Origin of the sequence: Pseudomonas sp. 3MA1, assembly GCF_029237275.1 — a bacterium.
Taxonomy (GTDB): domain Bacteria; phylum Pseudomonadota; class Gammaproteobacteria; order Pseudomonadales; family Pseudomonadaceae; genus Aquipseudomonas; species Aquipseudomonas fluorescens_AP.
The window spans coordinates 766,028-782,522 of the sequence record NZ_JAACFX010000003.1 but is presented as its reverse complement, the minus strand read 5'-3'; the positions used below and the strand labels follow the sequence as shown (position 1 = coordinate 782,522).

Below are 16,495 nucleotides of genomic sequence, written 5' to 3'. Positions count from 1 at the left end.
GAAGAAGAGGCGGGGGCGCGAGCACCCGGTCAGAGTCTTTTGCCCAGCAGGGCCATGAAGCGCTCGATTTCACCTTCGTTGTTGAGCAGGCCGGGCGCGGTGCGCACCACCGGGCCGACATCGCGGTCCACGGCATCGACCACCACCTTGTTCTGCATCAGGTAGGCGGCCACCTGATCGCAGTCCTGCCCCTTGACCCGAAAGAAGGTGAAGCCGGCCGACAGTTCGGGGCTTGCAGGGGTCACCAGTTCGATCTGCGAGTGCGCCAGCAAGCGTTGCTTGAGCTCGCTGTTGAGCTGGTGGATGCGCGCCTGGACCTTGTCCTTGCCCAGTTGCAGGTGCAGCTTGAAGGCTTCGTCCAGGGCCCAGCGATGCTCGAAGGCGTGATAGCCGCCCGGGGTCATGGAGGTGGCGAAATTGTTGTCTTCGGAGAAGGTCGGGATGGTCGGCGTCAGGTCCTTGAGTTGTTCGGAACGGGCGCAGATGATCCCGGTGCCGCGGGGGCCGAACATCCATTTGTGGGTGCCGGCGATAAAGTAGTCGCAGTGCATCTCGGGGAAGTCCAGGTTGTCCACGCCGAAGCCGTGCACGCCGTCTACCACGTAGATGATGCGGTCCTGGTCATCGCGGTTGCGGTTGAACTCGTCCACCAGTTGGCCGATCTCGCCGATCGGCAGTTTCACGCCGCTGCCCGACTGCACCCAGGTCATGCCCAGGACCCGGGTATTGGGGCGGATGCCGCGCTTGATCGAGTCGAGGATTTCATCTTTGGACACCCGGTGCGGGTCCTTGAACAGGCTGATCTTGCGCACCTGGGTGCCTTGCTTGCGCACCCGGTATTCCAGGCTGTACTCGGTGGCGTAGTGTTCGTGCACCGTGGTCAGGATTTCCTGATCGGGCCGCACGTGAAGGCCGCCATAGATCATCGCCAGGCCTTCGCTGGTGCTGCCGGTGAGGGCGATCTGCCCGGGCTTGGCGTGCAGGTAGCGGCCCGCCCATCGACGCACCTCGGCCTCGCGTTTCCAGGGTTCCTGCAGGTCCCAGTCCATGGCCAGCCCGGGGTTGCGGTCGATGTTGGCGCGATGCCGTTCGATGGCTTCACGCACAGGCCTTGGGTGCGAGGTCACCAGGAAGTTGGAGAAGTGCAGGTAGTTCGGATCCTGGTCGAACAGCAGGCGCAATTGCGCCCATTTGTCGTCGGGGATGGGGCTCGGGGTGCTGGCGCCGGAGCCGGATGCGGCCAGGGCACTGGCGCCCAGAGGCAGGCTGGCGGCCAGAATGCCGGCCTGTTTGAGAAATGTGCGGCGATCGGTCATGGGCTCAGTTCACTGGTTGGCAAAAAGGGAGCATCAACGGTTGGCCACAGGCTTGGCGGACTGCTGCACCTGTGCCCAGACCCGCAGGAAATTGCCGCCCCAGAGCTTGGCGATGTCCGCTTCGCTGTAGCCGCGCTGCAGCAGTTCGGCGGTGACGTTGCGGCCCTCGCTGACATCCTTCCAGCCGTCCAGGCCGCCGCCGTCGTTGAAGTCCGAACTGATGCCGACGTGGTCGATGCCGATCTTCTTCACGGCGTAATCGATGGCGTCGCCGAAGTCCTTGAGGGTGGCCTTGGGTTCCGCTTCGACAATGCCGTACAGCTCGCCGGCGTATTCGCCGAAACGCTGCTCGGGCCACACGGTGATGATGGCGTCGCCGGGCATCAGGGCCATTTCCAGGCCGGTCAAGGGTTGCAGGTCGAACCGCGCGCGCAGGGCGTTGAGCTTGTCCCGGGTCGCTTGGCTCAGGGGCCGCAGGTAGGTGGGGAAGCCGACGATCTGCACCACGCCGCCGCTGTCCTTGATCAGCTGCATTTCCTTGTCGCTGAGGTTGCGCGGGATATCCACCAGGGCCCGAGGGGCTGAGTGGGAAGCGACGAAGGGCGCGCGGCTGAGCTGGCTGACCTGCTCCAGGGCCTTGGTCGACATCTGCGAGACATCGATGATCACCCCCAGGTCGTTGAGCCGCCGCACCGCTTGTTGACCCAGTTCGGACAAGCCGCCGAGGGCGTCCGGGGTGTCGTTGAAGAACGGCAGCGGGCGCGAAGAGTCGGACCAGGCGTTGTTGCCCACGTAGCTGAAGCCGAACATGCGCATGCCCCGGGCCGCCCAGTGATCGAGCTGGTCGAGATCGGTGCCCAGCGGATAGGCGTTGAGCATGCTGAGGAACACCGCGAATTTGCCTTCACCGTTGAGGCGGCGGAAGTCGTCCGGGGTATAGGCAATGCCCACCTGGTTGGGGAAGTCGCGGACCATGCCGGTGAGGATCTTGTAGCGCGCTTCCTGCTCGTTGCGCGCGGCGTCGACAAACCCCGCCGTGGGGCGATGGGGGGCATTGGGCCCGTTCCAGATTTCCGGCCAGCCGAAGATCGTCAGGGCTGCGCCGGACAGGCGTCCGCGTCCGGCCTTGGCCAGGTCGAACTGGCCGCTGCCGTCCTTGTCGGCCTCGTTGCCGGTGCTGCCGAAATCCAGGGGCACGGTGATGTGGCTGTCGAAGGAAAGGATGCGCTCCTGCAGTTCTTCGGCCTGTTTCATCACCTTGACCGGGTAGCCGGGGTTGTCCCTGAACCAGTAGTCCCAGGCCAGGAAACCGGCGCCGGCGCCAATCGCCAGGGCCAGCGGCAGGCCGATGTAAAGAGCCTTCTTCGAACGTGGTTTTGTCATTGCCATCTCAGTCGGGTTCGCCGTCAAGGTGCAGGCACGGGGCCTTTGCTATCTGGGAGGAACGAGCGACGGTTGGGGAAATTTAACCGGCCTTGCAGGGCGGTAAATTTCCTTGGGCAGCAAACGTCCTAGCTTGGATAAGGCCTGCATCAGGGCTGACACAGGTAGGGCAATGACGATTTCTCGACGAGGGTTCATGGCGGGCTTGGCGCTGACGGGCGCAGCCGTGCCGGCGGCGTTTTATGTGCATCGCGAGTTGACGCGTGAGGAAGAGTTTCCCGTTACCCCGGGCGAAGCCACGGTGGACCTGGCGGACACTGCCGGGCAACGCCTGGCGGACCAGTTGCGGGGCATCTGGAGCATTCGCTTCGAAGGCGCCGATGCCGGGCTCGATGGCTTGGGGCGCCAGGACTTGGAAGTGTTTCTCGACATCGCCCAGCGCGGGCGTGGCCTGCGCGGTTACCTGGATACCGCCGAGGGCCTGCGCGGCGCCGCCGAGCCGCGCTACCGGATCGTTGCCGACCTGGTGAGCCCGCAGCCGGGTGCAATGTACTGGCGGCTGATCCCGGCCAGCGCGGCGGATGGCGCCGCCACTTATGAATTCAAGATGAGTCTGGATGAGGTCTGGGCCGGTTTCGCCAATGCCGGCAGTGGCACCCTCAGCGGACGCGTGGAACGCCTGGACCGGCCCCTGGCACTGCCCGCCCTGGATAACCGCTTTGTCGCCACCAAGCAGATGTTTCCCGAAGCCCGCCAGCGTATTGGCTTGAACCCGACGCTGCTGGCCTGGCTGGTGTCGCCCGAGCATCGGTTGTTCCACCAGCTGTGGCACGCGACCCGGGACAAGTGGCACCGGCTATCCGAGGACAAGCGCGACGCCCTGCGCGGCATCGGCTGGCAGCCCGGCCCCCGTGGGCAGGAGCGCGATGCGCGCGGGCCGAAGAAGGACCGCAACGGCTCGGGCATCGATTTCTTCTTCATGCACCGGCACATGCTGGGCACGGCGCGTTCCATGCAGGACTTGCCGTCCTGGCAGCATTTCCCCCTGCCGCAGCCGGAACTGCTGCGTGATCGCCTGGGGTTCGCCCGCTATTTCGACAACCATGACGGCGGTTCCCTGCCGCCGGCGTGGCTGGCCGATGACGATGACGACTACAGCCAGTGGGTCAGCGACATCAAGGCCGGTGAGACCTACCACAGCAACTTCCAGGTCTGGGAGTCGCAGTACCGCGACCCGCGCTACCTGGCGAAGCTGACCCTGGGCCAGTTCGGCTCGGAAATCGAACTGGGCCTGCACGACTGGCTGCACATGCGCTGGGCCTCGGTGCCGCGTGATCCTTCCAGTGGTGCGCCGGTGCCTATGGCCCGCGATCCGGCGGATTTTTCCCCGCGCTGGTACCAGCCGGAAAACGACTTTCTCGGCGATCCGTTTTCGTCCCATGTCAGCCCGGTGTTCTGGCGTTTCCATGGCTGGATCGACGACCGCCTGGAGGACTGGTTCCGCGCCCACGAGCGTTTCCATCCCGGCGAACTCAAGCGCCTGGAAGTCAACGGCGTGCCCTGGTTCGCCCCGGGGCGCTGGGTCGAGGCCGGCGACCCCTGGCTCGGGCCGCTGACCCACGGTTGCAGCACCACCCCCGGATTGCAGAGCGGCAAGACCGTGGAGATGGACCCGGAAACCATGAAGCTGGCCCTGCGCATCACCTTTATCGAGGATGAAAAGCAGCTGGCGGATCTGCTGCGCAAGGTGCCGCGCCGGCCCTGGTATGCGCGGCATTTGAAGGTCAGGCAGCGGCTGCTATAGCGGCGCCGGACTGATTGTGAACTTCGAATCTGGAGGTCGTTGCTAGGGGTGTTCAGATCGAAAGGGCCACCTCGGCCAGGAAGCTGAACAGTTCTGTGTATCCAGTCTGCTGCCATGCCTGGGTTTCATGATCGAAGAAGCACACCTCTGCCAGGCATTGGTTATTTTCAATCCGGAATCCGTAGAAGTCGCCGCAGCCGTTATCTGAGAACAACAGGTGGCACTGGCCAATCAGTGGGTGTTGTCGATTGATTCTGGCCAGGTTGAAATCGCTGTCTCTGTCCAGTGAGTAGACGATTGCGAAGGCAAAGTAGCCGCCCCCATATTTCTGCAGGAACTGGCTGTACTCGACAGGAAGTTGCAGCGCCAAGTCATTTTGAGCCTCGGTGATGTCCTCCTCGGTGGCGGCGCTGTCCGAAGGGAGCTCAAACCAGATCGGATGGAGGTTCTTCTTGGCATCCAGCAGTTGTTCAAATTCACTGAAGTTCATTGTCCTGGTCTTCTTGAGGGGCGAGGCATCAGGTGTCGGCCAGGGTTTCAGGCGCTCCGTGATGGTTCAGGAGCCGAGTTAGCGCTGCTATCTCCTGAGCTTTCGGTTTCTTGCTGGTCACGGCCTCGTAGATCTCGTTGAGGATCAGATCCGGGTCCTTGTGGGTGAGCTGTGAGATGACATTCGCCAGGTTTCGATCTGACAGATGTTCATATAGCGCTGCCAGAAGAGGGCGGTAATCGGTTGGGCTGACTCCGTTCGGGAATGCTCTTTTCAGCATCGACAGTACGTCTGCCAGGGAGGCGTCCAGCTCGGTTCCGAGGGGCATGGTGGGGGCGTTGCTCGCGTCTGTGGGTGGTCGGACGATTCTAGGTCATCAGCGCCCTGGCCGTCGCTGCGACGATGGCCAGTGGTGATACCGCTGGCCATGCGAGCCTTTGGTGATTCATTGATTCCAGCCGCCACCCAGGGCCTTGTACAGGGCAATGCTGGACTGCAGCCGTGACAGCCGCAGTTGCACGTTCTGATCCTGGGCGGCTTACAGGGTGCGCCGGGTTTCCAGCATGGTCAGCAGCTCTTCGGCGCCGGCCTGGTGGGAAGCCGTCATGAGCTTGTCGCACTTTCTTGCAGCGCCTGTTCTTGTCGGTCGATAGCCTGTTCCAACTCAGCAGAGCGGCGGGCCCATTGTTCGGGCGGCAGTGGTTTGGACCATTCGATGATCGCGGGGTTGGTCAGATCAGGAGGAGGAGAAAGCTTCCAAGCCTGAACCATCATGATCAGCGGAGTGCCAAAAATAAAAATGGAGACGAAAAACCAAAGAGCTTGGCCAAACTCCTTAGCGAGCAGGTGATCGCGAATCTCCGTCACGAATCCCCACAACGAGCCCCAGAAAACCCCCTCTTTTCCAAGCTTTCCCCTTAAGTCCTCCAGATCACCATCACGCGGGACTGCATCCGGCCCGATCTCCATATAACTGCGCATGCATTCCCACAGGCTCATGGCTGTTTCCCCGCCGCCACAGCTAAACCCCAGGCTGAAGTCGCGTTCCTTTTCCGGAGCGTCGGGATCGGGATTGCGAAAGCCCACCACCAGCAGCCCTTGAGTGGTTTTGCCGTGTTGCCCAACGGAAGACATGGCGATGGCCTGGGCGGTGACTTGTTCCCACGGCACGATCCAGTAACGACCGTCGGCAAAGGGCACACAGACTTCGCGGCGTTGGCGGTTGAAGCGGACAGGTAGAGGGACCGATTTGGTCAGGCCATATAGAAGGATGAGGATCGGAATACCGAGCATGAACGAGAAAATAATAGTCAGTCCTAGGTTTTCTCCTCCAGCTCCCCCCATGTTCCACAGTATTAATAGCGCTGTTAACACTGATGGCCAGAGCACCATCACGAACGAGCCAATGCTGTAAGAGCCGATATCCAGAAATACATCGTTCTTGCGCCAGATGGTGTTGAGCACATCCTTGGGTGATTGACCGGTGGGGATGGCCGGTGGTGCCAGATAGTCCTCTCTTGAAAGAAAACCTTGTCGGCCACGTGGTGTGCTTGAAGTCATGCCCGTTCCTTGGGATCCAGATAGTTGAGAGGCTGGCCGGCGCCCAGCCGGTAAATAGCGGCGCGATCCAGCTCTGGAGTCGGTTCGCCAGGACGCAAGGTGATGATTTCACCGTCCGGACTCAATAGCCCGCCATTGGGTGCCAGCACATAGGCCATGCCCTTTGGGCCGCCGATGGTTGCACCGCCCCCAGCCAGCAAGGCCATGGGGTTGTGATAGCGGATGCGCAAGGAGAGGCGGGTCAGGGATCGTGGAAAGCTGGCCGTCAGACGCAACCCCTGACCTTCATCGGCAGGAATCCATTGGCATTTGCTGGCCCGCAACCAGTCTGCTCCCAGGTCGATCGATGTGCCTTGGGTGCCGGTGTTGAAGTGGGCCGTGTAAGGAGTGGGGTTGCCGCTCATGGCCAGATCGACTTCCGTCGACTCGGGAGCCGCGCCGGGCAGGTCGATGGTGAGCCGGGAGATGCCGTCCTGGGTAATGGTGTCGCCCAACGCGCCGCTGATTCTGACTTGGCGCGTTTCCATCCCCAGGCGAGGCTGGTATAGCAGGGTAAATAGCAGGTTGAGTTCATTGAGTTGGGTTTGCGGATCGATACTCTGGTTGGTTGCGGCTCGGCGATGACTCCAGCAGCACCAGCTTCTGGCTCTCAGGGTGATCCTTGCCGATCACCTGGACGATCAGTTTGCCGGCTTCGCAGGCTGGGCCCGGGCTCAGGCTACCGATGGATGCGCTCATGTCAGTGACTCCTTGTCTTGCCAATGCCGACGTAACAGTTCCAGGCGGTCCTCATTGCTGGTGTGTGAAGCCAGACGCGGCAGGTCGTGGTGGGCATAGCGCAGCCGCAGGTCGAGAAAACGCTGCAGTTCCTCGGCCTGTACGAAGCCCAGATCCATGCCCTGCTCCAGGTACTCACTCGCTTGGGTGAATGACAGGTCGCGCTGCCGCTTCCACCATTGATAACTGCATGGGCGTGCCGCCCTTGGGCTTCTGGTACAGCTCCACCAGAGGCAGGTGTTCCTTGAGGCGTTGTTGTAGAAGCGCCCCCGACAACAGTGACGCCGGAGCTGGCGATTCAATCTGGCTTTTCAGGCGATTGGCGTTGCTGTTCAAGATTCTTTTTTTGTTCGATATCGATGAGTCGAGTGGTAGGGCCATTTGGCTCTAAACGTTCCATCACCAGTTTTGGCCATCGTTTCCGACTACGAAGTTTGGCAATGCGACAGGTAAAGTCTTGAATAGTATGAGTCGGCCATAAGATGGCTCCACCAACCAGTAAAATCAAATCAGAAAATTCGAGAAAATTCTTTCCGCCGGCAGCTCTATATTCTTTGATAATTCGCTTCCAGCTGTTCCTGAAGAGACTTTCCGTACTTTCTGCCATTGCTAACTGACTCTTGATAAAAGCATCGGACTCACTGTGATTCCCCTGTTCATCGAACCATGGTCCGTTGTTCATATAGGATCGTAAGTATTCCCAAAAACTTTCTTGCAGATCTAGGCTTTTCCCCATTGGCAGGCCAAGGCTAAGTAAAAACTGCTTGTCCGGGTTGTCAAGACTTTGAATCAAAACTTCCAATGATGCATTCCGTGTCCCTCCTGTATACGGGCCCACCATTTGAAACTCATAAGCCATCGCAGCTATACCGTCCCATGGGGAGTGGAATAACTCGTCGTCGTGCTGGAAGTATACTTCTCGAGTGCGTCGATTAAATAATATTGGCGGAGGCATTGGGCTGAGCACCTCACAAATAAAAGGCACTATAAAAAAAGCTGCCGCGATTAGAAAGTTCTCCAATGCGGATTGATATCTCCCGTCCCACAAAAAATATAGAGAGACAAACAAAAACATTACGCCTGCCATTCCTGCAAGTATTCCTGTTAGCGCACCCTTGTACAAACCCGCCCCATTAGTTAAAGCCAGATATTGTTCATTTTGCTCTTCAATATCGAATAAACTCATCGGTGGTTGGCCCGTTGGTTTATCTGAGTGCAATATAGTATGCAAATTATTTTTGGTTGGTTTTTCTGCTAGCAGGGCCAATAACTTATTGATACTCATTAGGATCAACTCAAATCAATTTCGATCGAAGGTAGATACAAACCTTCGGAAGGTTGATAAATCAATGTTCCATGGATGCGAAAGAGTTTTAGCGTATCGCTCTGATGATAGGCGGCGCTAAGACGTAGTACGCCTGGCTCTCTGAGGATTCGACTGCCGGATTCCAGCTTTAAGGGATTGGGGTCCTCTTCACCCCATTCCAAAGGAAGAGAGAGTTTACGAGGTGGGCTGAAGTCCATTAGAGGCCGTTCTTGAATCCAGTCCTCAGTCCCGCTAAAACTCACCATGCCTTGTTGATAACGTGTTTGGCCCTCCAACAAAATAACTAATCGAACTTCATCGACCCATTCACCACTTACCGGGTTGATATCGGTCCAGCGCTGTAACTGCATTGTTACTGGAGCTACAGCCTGATAGTAGGCTTTCATTGTGTCTTCATAGCGCCCTGACCATTCGGCTGGCCGAATTCCGAAGCAGGTTTGTTTGACCCAAGTCTCCAGGGGACTGTCCTTGGTATACATTCGGGTTAACAGGCCACCAAATATGGTAATAACCAGTCCGGCTGCTTGTGCCACAAGCGGTACAGGCACTACCGAGACACCTCGTCCCAATGCTACGGAGCTACCCATTACGACTGCAGCACGGGCGACTCGCAGTGCACGGAACATTTGCACCGAAACCCGCATATAACCAAGACTAGCAGTGCTCAGACCCAAGTTAATTGATGCCGTATCTAGATCTCCTGATCTATAAGAGTCCAATGCATCCCAGCCGTAGACGATCGCATCAACTCCAGCAGATGCCGCTTGAGCGATCATCACACCTGCGCCAATTTTTAGTGCCCTCTCAAGCAGCTTTTGAGATTCAGGATTTACCCTGTTTGATGTTCCTGAAAAACTCTCCCATCGGACTTCGGCAGTGTGTTGCAAAACTGCTGAGACAGCAGTTCCAAATATTACAACGGCATTTGTTGCGGCTAATCTATTTTTATATGTTTCATTTTCAATGATGGTATTGAGACTGCCTTTCAAGTTCCAAGCCGAAATCAACGCAATCAACACCTTCAACGGCGAATCATTCAACAGATCACGCACATTCAACGGCAGATCAAGTTTCGTCGCACTTCGGGGCAATGGAGGCAAATTTCCAGCTCCCGGTCCAGGCGCTTTTACCGTTGGCGCGGGCGCACTGCTTCCATAGCCCGGCGCAGGATGTGCGGGGACGCCGTGGCGTGCTGCCGGGACGAGGTTCAGGTGAGGGTATTGCTGCACCTGCTTGGCAATGACCGAAGGCTGGCCTTTGCCTGTCGGCGCGTCGCCAGACGGTTTACTGTCAATACGGGCCTTACGCGCTTCCTGTTCTTTCAGTTGGGCGATTTCATTTTTCAGGCGTCGGCGTTTCGCTTTGTTCTGTGTTCCATCGAGCTGTTCGTCAAGCCAGGCCATGCTTTGTTTTGCGCTCAAGGCCTGGACTTCTAACGCTTGTTGGCTACGCGCTAGCATGGCCATCATCAGGGACATGGAGGCTTTTTTAACGTGTTGATCCTGGCTGCTCAGATGGCCGCCAGCCACCGGGGCCATTGCGGCAAAAAAAGCCTCTGTCGGCCTGGCCAAGGGCAGTTCCGACAGTCTGCTCGCTCCTGCATTCAACGACGCCGCAAGGGTCAGGGCTTGGGCCATACGCTTGGCCGTGGGCTCGACAGGTTCGAGGTTTTCAGGAATATGCAGCAGTTGTTTGATTTCAGTGCCTGAAAGGCGTTGCAGCAGCCCCAGCACTGTCCAGAGCAACCACGGCTTTTCGTTGTCCAGGTCCATCGCTTGATGCAGCGCCTGGACCCCAATGGCCGTGGCAGACGGGCCGAGGCAGGCTGCGGCGAAGCTGGCCTCCAGCAGGTCACGGGCCTCATGCTGGGTGATGTCCATGTGCCCGCAGGCGGTTTCCAGGGTGGCCGGGCCCTGTTGACCCAGGGTGCCAAACCAGTCTGCCCATAAGGTGACGATCCGCCGACGATCGAAGTCGAGTTGGTCGGCGGCCTGTTTCTGCTCGCGCCATGTGCGTTTCAAGGCTTCGTAGTCGGTGTCGCTGGGCAAGTTGGCCTTGAGCTGTTTGTCATGCTCACTCAGTTCTTGGAGCACGCTGGCGACCATCCAACGGTCGCGATGCGCCAGACTTTGCTTGTCGAAAGCCAGATTACGGGCACGTACCAGGCCGGCCAGATCGATCAGTACTCCCCAGGGATCGTCGACGATTGCGTAATGCTGTTGTTCACAGCGCTGCATGCGGCGCAGGATCGGGTCGTTCAATTGCCAGGGTTGTGGTTCTGGCAAATAGCTCCAGCGGAAGTTTTCCGGGGTACTGTCTCCGAGAAACTTCCGCGTGCTGGACAACAAGCCGCTTTCGGGGGCCATACCGGGCGTCAGGTTGCGCATGACACGTTGACGGACATTGCCCTGGGTCTTGACGGCAGTGAACTGCGAATCGCTCCAGCGTACCGGCGACCAGGCCAGTTGCGCGGGCGCACCGGCCGGTAGCAGCAGGTAGACCTGGGCTTGTTTCTCCAGCACCGGACCACCGCGTGGTGTTTGGCTCAACAGGGTGCTATCGACCCGGTATTCGCTAAGCAGGTGAGTGCTGTCCTGCCAGACATACAACCAACCGTCCCGTAGCAGGCGCGGCACGTACCCCAGGGGCCACTGGGCCAGTGGCGGATGATCGGGCCCCAGTTCCGGGAACTGGCCGCTCACTGCTTGCAGGCCCAACGCGCTGGCGTCGATGCTGGCGAGCTGCGGTTCCGAAGTGACCGGGCCAATGGCATAACGCACGGGCAGAACAGCAGCCAGCAACGGGCAACTGGCCGGTTTGAAGTGTTGCGGAGCATGTGCGGCCTGGTTCATTGATCGGTTTCCTGCGACGGCTCGGGCTCTTCTGTGAGGGCGCCTAGTAAAGGCCAGCTCAAGGTGATATGGGCATCAAAGCTGTCACCAGCGGTTACTAGGTCCAACTCCGGTTGGTGGTTGCGCCAGGTGGGTATCGGACCTTGTGCGTCGCGCATCCAGAGCACGTCGATGCCGTGCCAGAAGCCTCGGGGCCATTCGACTCCGGCCTTCCAGGCCCGCAGTAGCGGCCGCGCATCGCCCAGGCGCAACCAGAATTTACGGCTGTCCGGCGAGCGCACTTGCAGGCGGCGTTGCAGACAGTGAAACAATTGTTCGGCGGGCAACCGGGCCTCCAACCACAACCCGTGGCGCAGTTCTGTCACGCCGCTGCTCCAGCCCTCATACAGGGGGCTGTGGCGCGGTGCGTCGAGCAGAATCGGTCCCGACTCCTGCAGCGCGGCATAGGGGGTTTCCAGTAACAGTGGCAGCGGTTGATGGCTGGGATAATGCTGATACAGCCAAGCCAGAATATGGTCCTGAGAGGCGCCGTCGAGCAGCAGCGCACCGTGGTGTGTCGGGTTCATGAGCTAGCCTTCCTGGCACGTTTTGCCGCTTCACAGACTTCACACACTCCGGCCTTGGCTTGACGAAAGACCAGGTGTTGCTTGACCAGGGCTTCCAGCGGGATGCCCGGCTTATCTTCATCCGCCGCCTGCAACGGCCCCGGCAACAACGGCGTCGCGCCAGTGCCACTGCCCGGGCTGCCGCCGGAGTTGTTATTGACCAGGGCGCCGCTGAGGGCCACGCCGCCGGCGTCGATCTTGATCCAGCTGCCGCCGCCCTTGAGGGTCAGTTCGCTGCCGGCTTCGAGCACTACTTTCAGGCCGCTGGCGAGGTGGATTTCCTGGCCGGCTTCGATGAACAGGCCGTTGCCCAGTTGCAGGTGCTGGCTGCCGGCGATGCTCAGGTGATCACTGGCGCGGGCTTCGACTTTGCGGTCGCCATGCACGGTGTGGTGTTCTTCAGCCTTGAATTCGCTGTAGCTGTTGGCTTCCAGCGTGTCGTGGCGCTGGTGGCCGACGCGGATTTTCTGGTCGTGTTCGATGTGCTGGTTCCAGTCGCGCTGGGCGTGGATGAAGATTTGCTCGGCGCCTTTTTTGTCTTCGATGCGCAGTTCGTTGAAGCCGCCGCCACCAGGGGAGCTCAGGGTCTTGAAGGTGCTGCGGGTCTTGTGTTGCGGCAGCGGGTAGGGGACGACGTTTTCCTTGTGGTACAGGCAGCCGGTGATCAGGGGCTGGTCGGGGTCGCCTTCGAGGAAGGTCACCAGCACTTCCATGCCGACCCGGGGGACGGCGATGGCGCCGTACCAGGCGCCGGCCCAGGCCGAGGACACCCGTAGCCAGCAGCTGCTCTTGTCGTTGCCCTGGCCCTCGCGGTCCCAGTGAAACTGCACCTTGACCCGGCCGTGGGCGTCGGTGTGGATTTCCTCGTCCCGAGGGCCGGTGACCTTGGCGGTCTGGCTGCCGAGAATCCGCGGCTTGGGGTGTTCCAGGGGCGGGCGATGGGGCACCTCCCAGGGGGTGGCGGTGAAGCGGTTGCGGTAGCCCTGGTGAAAGCCTGTTCCGGCCCGAGTGTCGCTGGTGATGGACTCTTCCAGCACCTGCGGCTGTTTGCCTTCGTGGAGGACTTCGGTCAGTAGCCACAGGTCGTTCCAGGCCGGGTGGGGGTGCCCGCTCAGGGGCAGGAAATGCCCGCTGCGCAGGCTTGGCTGGTCGCTGTGGCCGCTGGCCTGGCGGTAGTCGCTGCGGTGCCGTTCCAGGGCGCGCCTGGCCAGATGCTTGCCGCGCTCGCGGTCGGTGAAGCGTCCGGGGTAGGCGTAGTCTTCAAGGTCCGGCTGGGCTTTTGGCTCTTGCGGTTTGGCCGCTCCCTGCATCTGCAGGCGCGGTTTTTCGAAGTCGTAGTCGCGGCGCGTGGTGCGGCTGGGGCGCGCCTCGAAGCGCAGCTCGAAGCGCTTGATCACCGGTTCGCTGGCCACCAGGCCGGAGTCTTGCCGGTAGGCCACCGGGGCCAGTTTGCGGAACACCGTCTGGTCTTCGCCGAACACCAGTCGATGCCCTTCGCGGCTGTGCTGAAAGTGGTAGTGCAGGCCCTCTTCCTCGCACAGGCGCTGGATGAAGCGCAGGTCCGATTCGTCGTACTGCACGCAGTACTCACGCTCCGGGTAGGAGCCGGCGAGGTGGAAGTGGTAGTCGTTGCCGAGGATGCCGTGTTCTTCCAGCACCTGGGCGATGATCTGCGGCACGCTCCGGTGCTGGAAGATCCGTTGGTTGATGCGCTGGCCCAGATAGGCCAGGCGCGGGCCGAGGGTGATCCGGTAGTGGGTCAGGCGACGACCGCGGTCGCCTTGGGCGATGCGCTGGATCTGCCCGTGAATGCCGCTGCCATCGGCCGCCAGTTGCAGGAAGGCCGGGGTGTGCAGCAGCGCGTCCAGGTCCAGGTTGGAGCGTTCGCTGACCAGTTCCAGGTCGAAGGCGAAGGGCCGGCTGATGCGCTCCCGGCCCTGCAGGCCGAGCACTTGAAAGTCGTGGGGGCGACCCTCCAGGGTCAGGCTGAAATGCGTCTGGTCGGCGGCGGCGAACATTCCCTGTGCCTCGATGCGGGCAGTGCAACTGCTGAGTCAATAAGGGCCCGGGCCAGCGGGGCTGGCCGGGGCGCGGTAAGGGTCGAGCGGCCTTCCTTAGCCGGTGACCGGGGTCCGCCAGTCATCGGAACCGGAAGTGCCGGAGACTTCGTGGGTCCAGGTGATCTTGCGGTAGGTGAAGTGCACGTCTTCCAGGTGGGTGAAGTGAGCGTTGCCCGGGTCCTGGCAGTTGTGCATGTAGTCCTTGATGTCGACGATGATCGCGTCCTCAAGGGTGGTGGTGTAGTAGTGCTCCTGGGTGCCGGCGGCGGAGGTGCGGTACCACTGGATGACGATCTCGGTCAGGCGCTCGCCCGAGGTCAGCGCCGCCAGCAGCAGCGGCGAAGCCTTGTCGAAGACCTTGGTGATGATCACCGGCTTGTGCACGCGCTGACCGGTGGGCTGGCCGGACTGCGGATCGCGGGGAATGATCACTTCGTGCTGAAAGCCCTGGACCATGACCTGGTCTTCATGACCTTCCTGGTAGGTGTTGCCCACGGAATCGGCGGTAAAGGCCCCGGCGGTGATCAGCCCCTGTTTGGTGCCGGTGACGGACATATACGCTGGCGTTGCCATGCATGCTCTCCTTGCAAATCACTAAAGAAACCCCGGCCAGACGGCCGTGGGGTGCAGAGGTGAGTACAAGGTCTGTGCCAGCAATTGATTAGTTGTTTTTAATCAATAAGTTACCGATTTTTCAGCTATGAGCGACGGCGTTTTTCGAGGAAATACCGGGAAAAGTGCGCAACATGTTGCGCAGTGCTGTGCAAGATCTTGCGCACCTTGAAGCAGGCCATGCCGCAAGGCCATTATCGCGATCTGTGCACAGGTTTATCCACAGATGGCTGCGCAACATGTTGCGCAGTGGCGGGGTTATCCACAGGGGGCGGGGTTTAGTCGTTTGGCTGCTATCACCGCGCCTCGGGTCCTGGCACCTGCCAGCCGCCACCCAGGGCCTTGTACAGGGCAATGCTGGATTGCAGCCGCGCCAGCCGCAGTTGCACGTTCAGATCCTGGGCGGCGTACAGGGTGCGCTGGGTTTCCAGCACCGTCAGCAGGTCTTCGGCGCCGGCCTGGTAGCGGCTCTGGGCGATCGCGAAGGCCCGTTGCGCCTGATTCAACTCCTCGCTCTGCCACTGGCGTTGCTGGTCCAGGCCGCGAATGCTGTTGAGGGCTTTTTCCACATCGGCAAAACCATTGATGATCGCTGCGCGATAGCTTTCCAGCAGTTCTTCCTGCCGGGCCGTGGCCTTGTCCCGTTCGGCGCTCAGGCGCCCGGCATTGAAGATTGGCGCCACCAGCCCGGCGCCGAGGTTGTAGAAGGGGCTGCGCAGCAGGTCCGGGGCGTGGCTGGCGCCGGAGCCGAGGCTGGCGCTCAGGGTCACGCTGGGCAGCATCGCTGCGCGCGCCACTTGGATGTCGGCCTGGGCCGCGGCCAGTCTGGCTTCGGCGCTGGCAATGTCCGGGCGACGGGTCAGCAGGTCGCTGGGGACGCCGGCATTGATGCTCGGCCATTGCAGTTGGGCGAAGTCCTGGTGGCCCAGGCTGAGCCCCTGCACCGGTTGTCCGAGCAGGGCGGCGAGGCTGATCCGGGCTTCTTCGGCCTGTTGCTGCAGCAGTGGCAACTGGCGTTGCTGGGCGGCGACCAGGCTGCGTTGCTGGGCCAGTTCCAGGGCCGTGGCCGAGCCTGAGTCATAGCGGGTCTGCACCAGCTTGAGCACGTTCAGGGCGTTGTCCAGGTTCAGTTGGGCGATGCGGCTTTGTTCGTTCAGCGCCAGGGCCTGGGTGTAGCTGTTGGCGACGCCGCTGAGCAGGGTCAGCTCGACGGTGGCCCGGTCGAACTGGCTGGCCTTGATCCCCAGCAGGGCGCTGTCGCGGGCGGCGTGGCGGCCGCCCCAGAAGTCGATCTCGTAGCTGGCGCTGAGGCTGGTGTCGAAATAGTCCACGGCCTGGTTGTCGCTGGTGGCGTCCAACTGGCTGTAGCCCTTGCCGCGCAGCAGTTTCTGTCGGTTGGCGTTGAGCCCGCCCTTGAGCTCGGGCAGCAGTGGCGCACCGGCGATCACCGCGCTGGCCTGGGCCTGGCGTACCCGCGCCATGGCCGCGGCGAGGTCGAAGCTGCCATCGCGGGCCTGGGCGATCAGGCGGTCCAGGTCCGGGCTGGCGAACTGGCTCCACCATTGCCGGTGGTCGGGTTGGGCGGTGGGGGTGTCGGCTGTTTGCCAGGTGGCGGGGGCTTGCAGGCCGCTGTCCGGGCGCGGTGCGGTGCTGTTGCAGGCGGCCAGCAGGAGGCAGGCGACCAGGAGGCTCAAGGGTGTTTTCATCGA

General features: G+C 60.9%; 15 protein-coding genes and 1 pseudogene. 1 reads left to right on the top strand and 15 read right to left on the bottom strand.

From position 1 onward, the window contains the following. Positions 1–29: 29 nt before the first annotated feature. Complete coding sequence (locus GWQ44_RS12550; RefSeq protein ID WP_275927460.1) at positions 30–1,316, bottom strand: aminotransferase class V-fold PLP-dependent enzyme; 1,287 nt, start codon at positions 1,314–1,316, stop codon at positions 30–32. Between the two features lie 33 nt (positions 1,317–1,349). Continuing rightward, positions 1,350–2,699 (bottom strand): pyoverdine-tailoring dipeptidase-like protein PvdM, encoded by a 1,350-nt coding sequence (gene pvdM / locus GWQ44_RS12545; RefSeq protein WP_275927459.1) that lies wholly within the window; start codon positions 2,697–2,699, stop codon positions 1,350–1,352. Between the two features lie 172 nt (positions 2,700–2,871). On the opposite strand from pvdM, the gene GWQ44_RS12540 reads away from it, so the two are divergent. Beyond that, positions 2,872–4,503 (top strand): PvdJ/PvdD/PvdP-like protein, encoded by a 1,632-nt coding sequence (locus GWQ44_RS12540; protein ID WP_275927458.1) that lies wholly within the window; start codon positions 2,872–2,874, stop codon positions 4,501–4,503. Positions 4,504–4,555: 52 nt separating this feature from the next. Here the strand turns inward: GWQ44_RS12540 and GWQ44_RS12535 are convergent, their stop codons facing one another. The 13 genes and pseudogenes from GWQ44_RS12535 to GWQ44_RS12475 all read right to left on the bottom strand — a co-directional run bounded on the left by GWQ44_RS12535 (position 4,556) and on the right by GWQ44_RS12475 (position 16,492). Further along, positions 4,556–4,993, bottom strand: coding sequence for an SMI1/KNR4 family protein (locus tag GWQ44_RS12535; RefSeq protein WP_275927457.1), 438 nt, complete (start codon positions 4,991–4,993; stop codon positions 4,556–4,558). Positions 4,994–5,021: 28 nt separating this feature from the next. Then, complete coding sequence (locus GWQ44_RS12530; protein WP_275927456.1) at positions 5,022–5,321, bottom strand: DUF3349 domain-containing protein; 300 nt, start codon at positions 5,319–5,321, stop codon at positions 5,022–5,024. A 117-nt stretch (positions 5,322–5,438) separates the two neighbouring features. After that, positions 5,439–5,594, bottom strand: a pseudogene (locus tag GWQ44_RS12525) (RND transporter); the annotation flags it as partial. Between the two features lie 2 nt (positions 5,595–5,596). Continuing rightward, positions 5,597–6,553, bottom strand: a complete 957-nt coding sequence (locus GWQ44_RS12520) for a DUF6708 domain-containing protein (RefSeq protein WP_275927455.1) — start codon at positions 6,551–6,553, stop codon at positions 5,597–5,599. Then, positions 6,550–7,080 (bottom strand): hypothetical protein, encoded by a 531-nt coding sequence (locus tag GWQ44_RS12515; protein WP_275927454.1) that lies wholly within the window; start codon positions 7,078–7,080, stop codon positions 6,550–6,552. The genes GWQ44_RS12520 and GWQ44_RS12515 overlap by 4 nt, the downstream gene beginning before the upstream one ends. Before the next feature lie 43 nt (positions 7,081–7,123). After that, positions 7,124–7,291: a hypothetical protein gene (locus tag GWQ44_RS12510; protein WP_016964821.1), complete on the bottom strand. Its 168-nt coding sequence runs from the start codon at positions 7,289–7,291 to the stop codon at positions 7,124–7,126. Further along, a complete protein-coding gene (locus GWQ44_RS12505) occupies positions 7,288–7,449 on the bottom strand; it encodes a hypothetical protein (RefSeq protein ID WP_016964822.1) in 162 nt (53 codons plus the stop codon). The genes GWQ44_RS12510 and GWQ44_RS12505 overlap by 4 nt, the downstream gene beginning before the upstream one ends. A gap of 179 nt (positions 7,450–7,628) precedes the next feature. Beyond that, complete coding sequence (locus GWQ44_RS12500; RefSeq protein WP_275927453.1) at positions 7,629–8,615, bottom strand: DUF6708 domain-containing protein; 987 nt, start codon at positions 8,613–8,615, stop codon at positions 7,629–7,631. A gap of 5 nt (positions 8,616–8,620) precedes the next feature. Continuing rightward, positions 8,621–11,509, bottom strand: coding sequence for a toxin VasX (locus GWQ44_RS12495; protein WP_275927452.1), 2,889 nt, complete (start codon positions 11,507–11,509; stop codon positions 8,621–8,623). Then, on the bottom strand, positions 11,506–12,075 hold the full coding sequence (locus GWQ44_RS12490; RefSeq protein ID WP_199011536.1) for a DUF4123 domain-containing protein: 570 nt from the start codon (positions 12,073–12,075) through the stop codon (positions 11,506–11,508). The genes GWQ44_RS12495 and GWQ44_RS12490 overlap by 4 nt, the downstream gene beginning before the upstream one ends. Further along, positions 12,072–14,132 (bottom strand): type VI secretion system tip protein TssI/VgrG, encoded by a 2,061-nt coding sequence (gene tssI / locus GWQ44_RS12485; RefSeq protein WP_275927451.1) that lies wholly within the window; start codon positions 14,130–14,132, stop codon positions 12,072–12,074. The genes GWQ44_RS12490 and tssI overlap by 4 nt, the downstream gene beginning before the upstream one ends. A 96-nt stretch (positions 14,133–14,228) precedes the next feature. Continuing rightward, positions 14,229–14,747, bottom strand: a complete 519-nt coding sequence (locus GWQ44_RS12480) for an Hcp family type VI secretion system effector (protein ID WP_047305413.1) — start codon at positions 14,745–14,747, stop codon at positions 14,229–14,231. Positions 14,748–15,082: 335 nt separating this feature from the next. Then, positions 15,083–16,492, bottom strand: coding sequence for an efflux transporter outer membrane subunit (locus GWQ44_RS12475; protein WP_275927450.1), 1,410 nt, complete (start codon positions 16,490–16,492; stop codon positions 15,083–15,085). Between the last annotated feature and the right edge of the window lie 3 nt (positions 16,493–16,495).

Bases quoted from the DNA above. Each gene is read 5' to 3' on its own strand.
- GWQ44_RS12535 (WP_275927457.1), bottom strand. From the start codon at position 4,993: ATGAACTTCAGTGAATTTGAACAACTGCTGGATGCCAAGAAGAACCTC.
- GWQ44_RS12540 (WP_275927458.1), top strand. From the start codon at position 2,872: ATGACGATTTCTCGACGAGGGTTCATGGCGGGCTTGGCGCTGACGGGC.
- pvdM (WP_275927459.1), bottom strand. From the start codon at position 2,699: ATGACAAAACCACGTTCGAAGAAGGCTCTTTACATCGGCCTGCCGCTG.
- GWQ44_RS12500 (WP_275927453.1), bottom strand. From the start codon at position 8,615: ATGAGTATCAATAAGTTATTGGCCCTGCTAGCAGAAAAACCAACCAAA.
- GWQ44_RS12505 (WP_016964822.1), bottom strand. From the start codon at position 7,449: ATGGATCTGGGCTTCGTACAGGCCGAGGAACTGCAGCGTTTTCTCGAC.
- GWQ44_RS12490 (WP_199011536.1), bottom strand. From the start codon at position 12,075: ATGAACCCGACACACCACGGTGCGCTGCTGCTCGACGGCGCCTCTCAG.
- tssI (WP_275927451.1), bottom strand. From the start codon at position 14,132: ATGTTCGCCGCCGCCGACCAGACGCATTTCAGCCTGACCCTGGAGGGT.
- GWQ44_RS12515 (WP_275927454.1), bottom strand. From the start codon at position 7,080: ATGGAAACGCGCCAAGTCAGAATCAGCGGCGCGTTGGGCGACACCATT.
- GWQ44_RS12475 (WP_275927450.1), bottom strand. From the start codon at position 16,492: ATGAAAACACCCTTGAGCCTCCTGGTCGCCTGCCTCCTGCTGGCCGCC.
- GWQ44_RS12510 (WP_016964821.1), bottom strand. From the start codon at position 7,291: ATGAGCGCATCCATCGGTAGCCTGAGCCCGGGCCCAGCCTGCGAAGCC.
- GWQ44_RS12530 (WP_275927456.1), bottom strand. From the start codon at position 5,321: ATGCCCCTCGGAACCGAGCTGGACGCCTCCCTGGCAGACGTACTGTCG.
- GWQ44_RS12550 (WP_275927460.1), bottom strand. From the start codon at position 1,316: ATGACCGATCGCCGCACATTTCTCAAACAGGCCGGCATTCTGGCCGCC.
- GWQ44_RS12480 (WP_047305413.1), bottom strand. From the start codon at position 14,747: ATGGCAACGCCAGCGTATATGTCCGTCACCGGCACCAAACAGGGGCTG.
- GWQ44_RS12495 (WP_275927452.1), bottom strand. From the start codon at position 11,509: ATGAACCAGGCCGCACATGCTCCGCAACACTTCAAACCGGCCAGTTGC.
- GWQ44_RS12520 (WP_275927455.1), bottom strand. From the start codon at position 6,553: ATGACTTCAAGCACACCACGTGGCCGACAAGGTTTTCTTTCAAGAGAG.